This is a genomic window from Streptomyces albiflavescens (assembly GCF_014645835.1).
Classification (GTDB): Bacteria; Actinomycetota; Actinomycetes; order Streptomycetales; family Streptomycetaceae; genus Streptomyces; species Streptomyces albiflavescens.
Window position 1 is genome coordinate 289,352 of sequence record NZ_BMMM01000009.1, and the last position, 12,282, is coordinate 301,633.

Annotated in this window: 8 protein-coding genes and 1 pseudogene; 6 read left to right on the forward strand and 3 right to left on the reverse strand. The window is 70.4% G+C overall.

All coding sequences use genetic code 11. The features are described 5' to 3' along the window. The first annotated feature begins 225 nt into the window (after positions 1-225). From IEY95_RS25035 to IEY95_RS25055, 5 genes are all read left to right on the forward strand, one after another. Positions 226-2,484 (forward strand): HAMP domain-containing protein, encoded by a 2,259-nt coding sequence (locus IEY95_RS25035; RefSeq protein WP_189188355.1) that lies wholly within the window; start codon positions 226-228, stop codon positions 2,482-2,484. Between the two features lie 6 nt (positions 2,485-2,490). Next, positions 2,491-4,110 carry a poly-gamma-glutamate synthase PgsB gene (gene pgsB / locus IEY95_RS25040; RefSeq protein WP_189188356.1) on the forward strand — a complete coding sequence of 540 codons (1,620 nt, stop codon included), beginning with the start codon at positions 2,491-2,493 and terminating at the stop codon, positions 4,108-4,110. Beyond that, positions 4,107-4,589: a poly-gamma-glutamate biosynthesis protein PgsC/CapC gene (locus IEY95_RS25045; RefSeq protein WP_145486594.1), complete on the forward strand. Its 483-nt coding sequence runs from the start codon at positions 4,107-4,109 to the stop codon at positions 4,587-4,589. The genes pgsB and IEY95_RS25045 overlap by 4 nt, the downstream gene beginning before the upstream one ends. A gap of 37 nt (positions 4,590-4,626) precedes the next feature. Continuing rightward, positions 4,627-5,682, forward strand: coding sequence for an NlpC/P60 family protein (locus tag IEY95_RS25050; protein ID WP_189188357.1), 1,056 nt, complete (start codon positions 4,627-4,629; stop codon positions 5,680-5,682). An 89-nt stretch (positions 5,683-5,771) separates the two neighbouring features. Continuing rightward, on the forward strand, positions 5,772-6,788 hold the full coding sequence (locus IEY95_RS25055; protein WP_189188358.1) for a PLL family lectin: 1,017 nt from the start codon (positions 5,772-5,774) through the stop codon (positions 6,786-6,788). An 87-nt stretch (positions 6,789-6,875) separates the two neighbouring features. Here the strand turns inward: IEY95_RS25055 and IEY95_RS25060 are convergent, their stop codons facing one another. Both IEY95_RS25060 and IEY95_RS25065 read right to left on the reverse strand, forming a co-directional pair. Then, positions 6,876-9,008 (reverse strand): 3-hydroxyacyl-CoA dehydrogenase NAD-binding domain-containing protein, encoded by a 2,133-nt coding sequence (locus tag IEY95_RS25060; RefSeq protein ID WP_189188359.1) that lies wholly within the window; start codon positions 9,006-9,008, stop codon positions 6,876-6,878. Next, complete coding sequence (locus IEY95_RS25065) at positions 9,005-10,225, reverse strand: thiolase family protein (RefSeq protein WP_189188360.1); 1,221 nt, start codon at positions 10,223-10,225, stop codon at positions 9,005-9,007. The genes IEY95_RS25060 and IEY95_RS25065 overlap by 4 nt, the downstream gene beginning before the upstream one ends. Positions 10,226-10,461: 236 nt before the next feature. Between IEY95_RS25065 and IEY95_RS49200 the strand changes: the two are divergent. Next, positions 10,462-10,731, forward strand: a pseudogene (locus IEY95_RS49200) (carbohydrate ABC transporter permease); the annotation flags it as partial. Positions 10,732-10,887: 156 nt separating this feature from the next. Here the strand turns inward: IEY95_RS49200 and IEY95_RS25070 are convergent. Further along, a complete protein-coding gene (locus IEY95_RS25070) occupies positions 10,888-12,171 on the reverse strand; it encodes a ribonuclease D (RefSeq protein WP_189188361.1) in 1,284 nt (427 codons plus the stop codon). Positions 12,172-12,282: the final 111 nt, after the last annotated feature.

Genomic DNA, 12,282 nt, shown 5'->3' on the forward strand with positions numbered 1-12,282 from the left:
GCGGATGTTGCGCAGATCACATGGGTAAGTGCGCAACTTTATGGGGCTCTTACCTATCTGAGTGCTGTGGGTACACCTGAGCAACAGTTGTGCCCATAGCGCACTCAGATTCGAAAACTTGTCCAGGCTTCCCCGTGCGGACCGATCACCCGCACGCCCTGAGAGGACCCTCCCTTGGCGTCACCGCCCCCGTCGCGGCAGCACCGAGCCCGCCGACGAGCCGATATGTCGCTGATCGGAGGCATCCGCCCGCCGATCGCGGTCCTGTCGGTGCTGTTGCTGTCGCTCGCCGGTATCACGGCACTGGTGCTGGGCCGTGTCGACAACGGCGGGGTGCCGAAAGCGGTGCAGACCTCTCAGGAGCACTTCGCGGAGGACGGCGCCATCGCGCTGCGTGCCTCCATCGACGAGTCCGTCACCGACCTCACCCGGTCCGCCGCGCTGTTCAGCGCCGGCCAGCCGGTTTCCGGCGACGCCGTCCTCGACAAGCTCGGCAGCACCTACCAGAAGTGGACGGGTACCGCCGTCGTCGAGATCCGCACCGGCAAGCTGGTCGCGGCCCGCGGCGAGACCGTCCCGCTGACCTCGGTGAACACCTCCGGCCTCGGCGACGAGGGCGGACTCGCGCCGCGCATGGTCAAGCTGAAGAACGGCGAGGCGCGCCTGCTGTCCTTCGCGCTGCTGTCCTGGCCGGGCAAACCGCAGCTGCTGCTCGTGGCCTCCAACAACCTGACGTTCCCCGGCATCAGCCTCGGCCAGTTCCGGTCCATCGCCGTGGTCGACCGCGACGGCGCGATCCTCAGCAGCGACGGCATTCCCGAGCCCGAGCAGGTACGCACCAGCACCGACCGCCAGGAGATCAAGCTCTCCCGCAAGCAGCTGAAGGACTTCGCCCAGCTCGCCGCCCGCAAGGCCCGGCAGGACCCGCGCAGCAGCAAGGAGCCCGGCGCCGGCGGCTACCAGGGCGTCAGCGGCAGCCTGGTCGGCGGGCACGTGCTGAGTGACCGGTCCGTCGCCGGATACGCCACCCTGGCCGCACCCGACCCCGGGGAGGTCACCACCGCCTCCGGCCTCGGCCTGTCCGTGGTGGCCATGGTCAAGGTGGCCGAGGACACCACCCGCACCCAATCCCTGGTGGTCGGCCTGCTGGCGGGCGGCGCGCTCCTCGTCGTCGGCGCCATCGCCGTGGCGGTGCTGCTGGGAACCGTGCAGCGCCCGCTGATCCGGCTGTTCCTGGAGTCCCGCCGACTCACCCGCGGCGATCTGACCCGGCCCGTCACGATCCCCGGCTACGGTGAGGCGCGCCGCGTCGGCCACGCCCTGGAACAGCTGCGCCGCCAGCTGCTCGGCGAGAGCGCCGACGCCACCGGGCCCACGCCGCGCCCGCGCGGACTGCGCCGGATCGGCACCCGGGCGCTGCTCGCGGCCTGCGCCGTGCTGCTGCTGGCCTGGTCGGCACCGCTGATGCTGCTGATCAACCGCGCCGACAGCACGGCCGTCGTACCGCAGCAGCTCGTCAGCGACCAGCGTGAACGCACCGACACGCTCAGCGACCGGGTGCGCCGCGCGCTCAACGAGGGCAGCGCCGACCTGGAGTCGGTCGGCTCCCTCATCGGCAACCGCACCGAACCCGAGGCCATGGAGAAGGTGCTGGAACGCACCCTCGACGAGAACCGGCGCTACCGCTCCCTCTACGTCGTCGACTCCTCCGGCGAGATCCTGGCCCGGAAGGGCAAGGACCCCAAGATGATCCGCTCCCACCGGGTCTCCGACACCCCGATCCGGCTGCTGGGCCACGGCGGCAAGGAGCCCGTCGTCGTCGCCAACGCCGATATCCCCGGCCGGGGCGGCGCGCAGCTGGTCGGCGAGTTCCGCGTCGAGTTCCTCAACGCCCTGCTGACCCGGCCGGGCATGGGCGTGGTCCGCCTCGTCGACGACCACAGCAAGGTCATCGCCGGCAACACCGGCTTCCTCGCCTTCCAGGGGCTGCCCGACGATCACCTCAAGGACCTGGTCGCGGCCAGCGCCCAGCGGCTCGGCAAGAAGGCCCGCGCGAACGGGGTGCTCTACCGCGAGCACGGCGTGCGGATCGCCGCCGCCGCCCCGTTCGCCGGCAGCGGCCCCGCCGAGTCCCTCGGCTGGAGCGTGGTCAGCTGGCAGCCCGCCAACCGGCTCGCCATCCCCGAGTACGACGCCCAGAACCGCACCGTGCTCGCCGGACTGCTCGGCGCCGCCGCGGCCGTCGGCTGCCTGGGCTGGCTGCATATCGTGGTGGCCCGGCCGCTGCGCTCGCTGGCCGACCGGGCCGAGGCGCTGGCCGGCGGCGACCGCAAGACCGTGCTGTTCCCGCAGCACCACGACGAGGTCGGCGCGGTCACCCGCTCCCTGGAACTCATCCGGCAGCAGCTGCAGGACCAGCGCCGGCAGCAGCCCCGCCGCACCCCGCCCCAGGCGTCCGCGCCGCAGCAGTACACAAGGAACTGATCACCCGTGCTCTTCCTCTACACCGTGCTGCTGGTGTGCTGCGCGATCCTGCTCGTCGCGGGCATCGTGGAGCAGCGGCGGCACTTCACCAACCTGGACCACATACCCAGCCGGGTTCTGGTCAACGGCATCCGCGGCAAGTCGTCCATCACCCGGCTGTGCGCGGGCGCCCTGCGCGGCGGCGGGCTGACGACCGTGGCCAAGACCACCGGCACCGCGGCCCGCTTCATCCACCCGGACGCCACCGAGGAGCCGGTCTACCGCAAGTTCGGCATCGCCAACGTGGTCGAGCAGATCGGCATCGTGCGGCGCGCCGCCGCGTACCAGCCGGACGCGCTCGTCATCGAATGCATGGCCGTCATGCCGGCCCTGCAGGAGATCAACCAGTCCAAGCTGATCCGCTCCACGATCGGCGTGCTGTGCAACGTCCGTGAGGACCACCTCGCCGAGATGGGCCCCACCCTGGACGACGTGGCGCGCTCGCTGTGCCGCTCGATGCCGGAGGACGGCATCTGCGTCACCGCCGAGAAGGACCGCTTCCACATCCTCCAGGAGGAGGCCGACTCCCGGAACTGCCGGCTCATCTACGCCGACCCGGAGATGGTCAGCGACGAGGAGCTGCGCGGCTTCAGCTGGTTCACCTTCAAGGAGAACGTGGCCATCGCGCTGACCGTCGCCGAACTCCTCGGCGTCGACCGGGAGACGGCACTGAAGGGCATGTACGAGGCCCCGCCGGACCCCGGTGTCCTCTCCGTCGAGCGCTATCTGACGCCCGAGGGGAAGAAGGTGCGCTTCGCCAACGTCTTCGCGGCCAACGACCCCGAGTCGACGCTGATGAACATCAACCAGCTGCTCGACCTCGGCGCCATCCACCGCCCGCTCAACGTGGTCATCAACTGCCGTCCCGACCGCGTCGAACGCAACGGGCAGATGGGCGAGATCATCCCCGACCTCGACCCGGAGCGCGTCTTCGTCATCGGCCACCCGGCCAAATCCGCCATCGACGCCATCCCCGCCGAGTTCCGCTCGCGCGCCGTCGACCTCGGCGGCGACAAGCGCGACCCGGAGGAGTTCATGGCCCGGCTGCTGGAGCAGCTCGGCCCGGACTCATCGCTGGTCGCGATCGGCAACATCCACGGCCAGGGCGAGATCCTGCTGGAGCACCTCGCCGAACTCCCGCCGGACGACAGCGCTGACGAGCCCGTGGCCGCGGCCCCGGCCGGCCGCACCGGGGCGGCGCCCGCCGTGGTCGAGCACGTCGAGACCGTGCAGCTGTACGCGCCCCGCATCGACCCGTACCAGGGTTACCCGGAGGCGTACGAGTCGCGCTACGCGCAGCAGCCGTACGTCCCGCAGGTCCCCGTGCAGCGCGACGCCCGACACCCGTACCCGAACCCGGACCCGGAGCAGGTGAGCCAGGCAGGGTACGGCCAGCCGTACCCGGACGACGTCTGGGCGCAGCAGTACCACGGTGACCAGCCCGCCCCCGCCGCGCCGCAGGCGCACCCGGACAGCGGCCCCTCGCTCGGACAGGTCCCGTCCAGGGGGCTGTTCGAGCCCCGCATCCCTCCCCAGCCTTCCGCCGACGACAGCCAGCAGTGGCACAGCCCAGGAGAACAGCGTTGATCCCCTCCGTCCTCACCCCCGAGATCGCCGCGATCGGCATCGGCCTGGGGTTGATGTTCTCGCTGATGTGCTACCTGACGACCAACCTGTCGCCGGGCGGCATGATCACGCCCGGCTGGCTCGCGCTCACCCTCATCGAGGATCTGCAGCGGGCCGCGCTGGTGGTCGGCGTGACCGTCCTGACGTACCTCGCCACGCTGCTGATGCAGAAGTTCGTCATCCTGTACGGCAAGCGGCTGTTCGCGGCCGTGGTGCTCAGCGGCGTGCTCATCCAGGCCACCGTGATCATCGTGCTGCAGATGGAGTTCCCGCTGCTGTACGCCAACCAGACGCTCGGGTTCATCGTCCCGGGCCTGATCGGCTACCAGCTGGTCCGCCAGCCCAAGGGCGCGACGCTGCTGTCCGTCGGATCGGTCACCCTCGCCACCTATGTGGTGCTGACCGCCGGCATCCTGCTGGGCGCCATGCCCTCCGCCTGAGCCCGCCTGTTCCCGACGCACACCAGGAGCCCTCACCATGCCGAAGCGCAAAGGCCGCCCCGTCGTCCACGCGGCGACGGTGCTCGCGCTGCTCGCGGGCAGCGCGTACTTCACGTACGAACTGCGCAAGGACGACCAGGCGAAGGTCCCGGCCGCCCAGACGGTCACCGACAACGCCCTGCAGAACTCGGGCAAGGCGACCGGCAAGCAGACCTGGGAGCGGCTGAACGACCCGGCGCGTTCCGTGCTGCGCGACGCCAAGGGCGCGGTCATCGCCACCTTCACCGACGGCGCCCGCACGGCCACCCTCAAGGGCTCGTCCCGCACCTTCACCGAACCGGCCAACACCAGCACCAAGGTGGTCACCGACGACTGGGTCCGTCTCATGCCGGAACCCTGGACCAAGGGCGCCCAGAACCAGCAGTGGTTCAAGGACTGGTTCAAGCAGTACTACGGCAGCCAGGAGGACGACGTCTTCGCGATCGCCTTCCAGTACGTGCAGGGCTCGCCGGTGAAGAAGGACTCCGCGGGCGTGCCGTACGAGGGCGACGCGGTGTTCGGCCCGTACAAGGCGGACGGTGTGGACCGCCTGGAGCAGAACGACTTCTACGACTACCTCGGCATCCCGTACACCTTCCGCAACGGGACCACGATGGAGCCGCGCACGGAGCGCTACCGCGCGCTGGACTGCTCCGGCTTCATGCGGATGGTGTGGGGCTACCGGTCCCGCTACCCGCTGATGGCCACCGACACCCTCGGCGACGGCCTGCCCCGCTCGGCCAACGGCATGGCCCGCTCCAAGGTCGGCGTCGACATCATCAAGCTCCAGGGCCCCTCCCCCTGGTACACCCGCCCGAAGAACATCGACACGCTGCAGCCGGGCGACCTGCTGTTCTTCAAGATGGACCACCGCACCGCCGACCACATCGACCACGTCGGCCTCTACCTGGGGCTGGACACCGAGGGCCACAAGGTCTTCGTCTCCAGCCGCAAGGAGCAGAACGGCCCGACGATCGGGGACAAGGGCGGTGTCTCCCGCATCGACGGAAACGGCTTCTACGCCGAGCTGTTCCGCAGCGCCAAGCGCCTGTGAGCGGGCGATGAGGGTCCTCGCGCCGGGGAGAACTCGAGAGCTCGGGGGAGGGCCTCGGCTCCCCGTCCGCCCCCGACTAAAGTGAACCGGTGAACGGCGACTGGCTCCTACGCGGCCGCGACGGCAGGCTCAGTGTCTACCTGCTGTCGGAGGCCGCCGTCCTATGCCGGGCCGAGCGCGGCCCCGGCGGCCCCTGGGACCCTCCGCGCACCGTGGGCGGCGACCAACGCCTGCATCCCGTGCTGGCCTTGGGCCAGGGCCCCGACGGCTACGCCCACCTCGTCTCCTGGCGCCCGACGGTCCGTGACGAGTCGGGCCTCGTGCACTCCACGCACTTCCGGCCGCGCCTCGCCGCCCTCGACTGGAACCCGATCGGGCATCCCGACAGGACGGGCGGCCGGACCGGCACACCCGCTGTCGCGGCGGACGCGCAGGGGCGCGCCCATGTCTTCGTACGCAACAAGGGCGGCGGAGTGAGCATGCTCGCCCAGAAGGAGAAGGGCGGCTGGGACCCTTGGCGCGACCTCAAGGGACGTGAGGTGCAGGAAGACCTCGCGGCGGTGACGGGCGAGTCCGGACGCGTCGAACTGTACGCGGCAGTCCCGGGCGGCATCCTGCACTGGCGCCAGGAGGAGCCGGGCGCGCAGCCGGTCCTGGAGGAGGCGCTGGAGACGCCGGTACGCCCCGGCACCCTCCGAGCCCTCGCCACCTCCCCGGAGTCCACCACTCTCTTCTTCACCGACGAGTCCGGCGACCTGTGCGCCTGGCGCCCCGGCGGCAAGCCGGTGCCGCTGCTCGCCGTCGCGGGGCCCGGCCCCGTGTCCGCCATCCGCTGCGAACTCGACGGCCACGACTGCACGTTGCTCGCCCAGCGCTCGGCGAGCGGACGCGTCGTCTTCGCCGCGTACCCGACGGAGCAGGAGTCGGCGGGCGCCTGGTGGGCCGAGTCGGGCCCTCAACTCCCCGCCGACGCCCGGGTGTCACTGGGGGAGGACGAGGACGGGAGGGTGGTGGCGGCGAGCCTCTCCCCGGGGAGTGGGGAACTGCTCCTCACCCGACGGAAGGACGAACCGGGACTGGCACTGGAGGCGTGGCGCCCGGTATGAGGGAAGTTTCTTTCGCCCAGCACGAAACGCCGGGTGCCCTGCACACCGGGCAGGCGTGCAGGGCACCCGACAAACACAGCGGAGCGCTTACGCGGGGACGGAAGCCACCCCCGCCTCCAGGAACCGCTTCCCGTTCACACGCTCGGAGACACCCTCACGGTCCAGGTAGGGAGTGATCCCACCCAGGTGGAAGGGCCAGCCCGCGCCGGTGATCAGGCAGAGGTCGACGTCCTGCGCCTCGGCGACGACACCCTCGTCGAGCATGAGCCCGATCTCCTGCGCGACGGCGTCCAGGACGCGGTCACGGACCTGCTCCTCGGTCAGGACGACATCGCCCTGCTCGAGGAGAGCGGCCACCTCGGGGTCGAGCTCCGGCTTCCCGGAGTCGTACACGTAGAAGCCGCGCTTGCCCGCCTTGACGACGGCCGCGAGGTTCGGGGAGACCGTGAAACGGTCGGGGAAGGCCCGGTTGAGGGTCTCCGAGACGTGCAGCCCGATCGCGGGGCCGACCAGCTCCAGCAGCACGAGCGGCGACATCGGCAGACCCAGCGGCTCGACCGCCTTCTCGGCGACCTCGACCGGCGTGCCCTCGTCGATGACGTTCTGGATCTCGCCCATGAAGCGGGTCAGGATGCGGTTGACGACGAACGCCGGGGCGTCCTTCACCAGAACCGCCGTCTTCTTGAGCTTCTTGGCGACGGCGAACGCCGTGGCGAGGGAGGCGTCGTCGGTGGCCTCACCGCGCACGATCTCCAGCAGCGGGAGGATCGCGACCGGGTTGAAGAAGTGGAAGCCGACGACCCGCTCGGGGTTCTTCAGCTTCGACGCCATCTCGGTGACCGAGAGGGAGGAGGTGTTGGTGGCAAGGATCGCGTGCGCCGGAGCGACCGCCTCGACCTCCGCGAACACCTGCTGCTTGACGCCGATCTCCTCGAAGACGGCCTCGATGATGAAGTCCGCGTCCGCGAAGCCCTCGGCCTTGTCCAGGACACCGGAGACCAGGGCCTTCAGGCGGTTGGCCTTGTCCTGGTTGATACGGCCCTTGCCGAGCAGCTTGTCGATCTCGGCGTGGACGTAGCCCACACCCTTGTCGACGCGCTCCTGGTCGATGTCGGTCAGCACGACCGGCACCTCCAGGCGGCGCAGGAAGAGCAGGGCGAGCTGCGAGGCCATCAGGCCCGCGCCCACGACGCCGACCTTGGTGACCGGACGCGCCAGGCTCTTGTCCGGCGCACCCGCCGGACGCTTGCCGCGCTTCTGGACCAGGTTGAACGCGTAGATACCGGAGCGCAGTTCGCCACCCATGATCAGGTCGGCGAGCGCCACGTCCTCGGCGTCGTAACCCTTCTGCAGGTCACCGTCCTTGGCCGCGGCGATGATGTCCAGCGCGCGGTACGCGGCCGGAGCCGCCCCGTGCACCTTGCCGTCGGCGATGAAACGGCCCTTGGCGACGGCCTGGTCCCAGGCCTCGCCGCGGTCGATCTCCGGGCGCTCGACGGTGATGTCGCCCTTGAGGACGGACGCCGTCCACAGCAGCGACTGCTCCAGGAAGTCCGCGCCCTCGAAGATCGCGTCGGCGATACCGAGGTCGAAGACCTGCCGGCCCTTGAGCTGCTTGTTCTGGTTGAGCGAGTTCTCGATGATCACCGAGACGGCCTTCTCCGCACCGATCAGGTTCGGCAGGATCGTGCAGCCGCCCCAGCCGGGGACCAGACCGAGGAAGACCTCGGGCAGCGAGAAGGCCGGCAGGGCCTTCGACACCGTGCGGTACGTGCAGTGCAGACCGACCTCGACGCCGCCGCCCATCGCCGCGCCGTTGTAGTACGCGAAGGTCGGGACCGCGATGCCCGCGAGGCGCTTGAAGACCTCGTGGCCGCCCTTGCCGATGGCGAGCGCGTCCTCGTGCTTCTTGAGCAGCTCGACGCCCTTGAGGTCGGCGCCGACCGCGAAGATGAACGGCTTGCCGGTGATGCCGACGCCGACGATCTCGCCGGCCGCGGCCTCCGCCTCGACCTGGTCGATGGCGGTGTTGAGGTTCGCCAGCGAGGCCGGGCCGAAGGTGGTCGGCTTGGTGTGGTCGAAGCCGTTGTCCAGCGTGATGAGCGCGAAGCGCCCGGCGCCGAACGGCAGGTCCAGGTGGCGGACGTGCGCGGACGTCACGACCTCGTCCGGGAACAGCTCGGCCGCGCCCTTCAGAAGCTCAGCGGTGGTGGTGCTCACTTGTCGCCTCCGTCGAAGTGCGGGTTCTCCCAGATGACCGTCGCGCCCATGCCGAAGCCGACGCACATGGTGGTCAGGCCGTAGCGGACGTTCGGCTGCTCCTCGAACTGGCGGGCCAGCTGCGTCATCAGACGGACGCCGGAGGAGGCGAGCGGGTGGCCGTACGCGATGGCGCCGCCGTACTGGTTCACGCGCGCGTCGTCGTCGGCGATGCCGTAGTGCTCCAGGAAGGCGAGCACCTGGACGGCGAAGGCCTCGTTGATCTCGAAGAGGTTGATGTCCTCGATGGAGAGCCCCGCCTTGGCGAGGGCCTTCTCCGTCGCCGGGATCGGGCCGTAGCCCATGACCTCCGGCTCGACGCCCGCGAAGGCGTACGAGACGAGACGCATCTTGACCGGCAGGTTGTTCTCGCGGGCGAAGTCCTCGCTCGCGATGATCGAGGCGGTGGCGCCGTCGTTCAGACCGGCGGCGTTACCGGCCGTGACGCGGCCGTGGACGCGGAACGGCGTCTTCAGACCGGCCAGGTTCTCCAGCGTCGTACCCGGGCGCATCGGCTCGTCGGCGGTGACCAGGCCCCAGCCCGTCTCGCCCGCCTCGGCGTTCGTCCGGCGTACCGAGATCGGCACCAGGTCCTGCTGGATCTTGCCGTCGGCGTACGCCTTGGCGGCCTTCTCCTGCGAGCGCACGGCGTATTCGTCGGCGCGCTGCTTGGTGATCGTCGGGTAACGGTCGTGCAGGTTCTCGGCGGTCATGCCCATGAACAGGGCGGACTCGTCGACCAGCTTCTCGCTGACGAACCGCGGGTTCGGGTCCACGCCCTCGCCCATCGGGTGGCGGCCCATGTGCTCGACACCACCGGCGATGACGGCGTCGTAGGCACCGAAGGCGATCGAGCCGGCCGTGGTGGTGACGGCGGTCAGCGCGCCCGCGCACATGCGGTCGATGGAGTAGCCCGGGACGGACTGGGGGAGTCCGGCGAGGATGCCGGCCGTGCGGCCCAGCGTCAGACCCTGGTCACCGATCTGCGTGGTCGCGGCGATGGCGACCTCGTCGATCTTCTTGGGGTCCAGGCCGGGGTTGCGGCGCAGCAGCTCCCGGATGGCCTTCACGACGAGGTCGTCGGCGCGGGTCTCGTGGTAGATGCCCTTCGGGCCCGCCTTGCCGAACGGGGTGCGGACGCCGTCGACGAAGACGACGTCCCTGACGGTACGAGGCACGATGGCTCTCCTCCAGATGCGGGATGGCACTGCTGCGATGCGCAAGCGCTGAGCGCGCGCTCAGGACCCATGCTACTTACGGGTAACGTAGCTGCCCAGTCCCCCCGGCCGGAGCGGCGAACGTCACACACCCCGCCGCGTCTCAGAAGGCACCCGGCGCCGCACGCTGTGCCCACATTTTTCAAGCTCTCGGCTCCGCCGGAGCAGCGGGGAACCCCCGTCGCCCGAGGCGTGAGGAGATCATTTTCCCGCTGCTGAAGCCCGCGATCGCGACGGTGGTGATCGTCAAGGGGATCACGGTCTACAACGACTTCTCCATCCCGTTCCTCTCCATGTCGTCCGAGGATCTTGGCGTGATCTCGACGTCGCTGTTCCGCTTCATGGGGTCCTTCGGCGCGCACTGGGAGACGATTTCGGCGGGCGCGGTGCTCGTCATCCTGCCGACCTTGGTCGTCTTCCTGCTCCTGCAGCGCTTCATCTACAACGGCTTCATGAGGGGCGCGACTACAACGGCTTCATGCGGGGCGCGACGAAATAGGCGAGCCCCGCGCCCCGTCGGGGGCGCGGGGCCGGTGCCGTCGTGCGGCTGCGCCGCGTGGGCGCGAGCAACCCGGAACAACCCGCAGCCGCCGCAGGCTGAACCCCTCACGGCGGCCCGGCGCTCAGCTCTTGGCGGCCTTCACGGAAAGCGCGGCCACCAGAACCGGCGTGACCTGCTCGACCTGCCAGGGCCGAGCCCCGTAGCCGACGAGCGCGGCGCCCACCGAATCGGCGTCCACCTGCTGCGGAGGCTCCCAGCAAACCCGCCGCACCGTGTCCGGAGTGATCAGATTCTCCTGCGGCATGTTGAGCTGCTCGGCCAGCACCGACACGGCGGCGCGCGCGGCGGAGAGCCGAGCGGCGGCGGCAGGGTCCTTGTCGGCCCAGGCGCGCGGCGGCGGAGGCCCGGTCACCGGCTGCCCCGGCTGCGGCAGCTCGGCCTCCGGCAGCGCCTTGGCACGGTCCACCGCGGCCTGCCACTGCTCCAGCTGACGCCGCCCCATCCGATGCCCGAACCCGTTCAACGCGGCGAGCGCGTGCACGTTGGCCGGAAGAGAGAGTGCGGCCTCCACGATGGCCGCGTCCCCGAGCACCTTGCCCGGCGAGATGTCCCGGCGCTGCGCGACCCGGTCCCGGGTCTCCCACAGCTCCCGGACGACCGCCATCTGCCGGCGGCGGCGCACCTTGTGCATTCCGGAGGTACGGCGCCAGGGGTCCTTGCGCGGCGGCGCGGGCTCGGCCTGCGCGATCGCGTCGAACTCCTGCCGGGCCCACTCCAGCTTGCCCTGCCGGTCGAGCTCCTTCTCCAGGGCGTCGCGCAGGTCGACGAGCAGCTCCACGTCGAGCGCCGCATAGCGCAGCCACGGCTCGGGCAGCGGCCGCGTCGACCAGTCGACGGCGGAGTGCCCCTTCTCCAGTACGAAGCCGAGCACGCTCTCGACCATCGCGCCGAGGCCCACGCGGGGGAACCCGGCGAGGCGTCCGGCCAGCTCGGTGTCGAAGAGCCGCGTCGGCACCATGCCTATCTCGCGCAGGCACGGCAGGTCCTGGGTGGCCGCGTGCAGCACCCACTCCACTCCGGAGATCGCCTCGCCGAGGCCCGACAGATCGGGGCAGGCGACGGGGTCGATCAGCGCGGTCCCCGCTCCCTCGCGGCGCAGCTGCACCAGATAGGCGCGCTGGCCGTATCGGTACCCGGACGCGCGTTCGGCGTCGACGGCGACGGGGCCGGATCCGGCGGCGAAGGCGGCGATCACCTCGGCGAGCGAGGCGTCGTCGGCGATTACGGGCGGGATGCCGTCTCGGGGCTCAAGCAAAGGGATCGGCGCCGATTCGACGTCGTCCGGAGGGGCGCCTCCGGTGGTGCGCAGTGAGCTGTCTGCTGCGGTCTCTTGGGCGTCGGTCACCTGTCAAGGGTATCTGTGTATGGACAACGCCCGCCGACGGAACGTTCCGTCGACGGGCGTCTGAGGGTCGTAAACCAGTCAGGTCGGTGAAAGTTCCGGTTCACGGTCGGG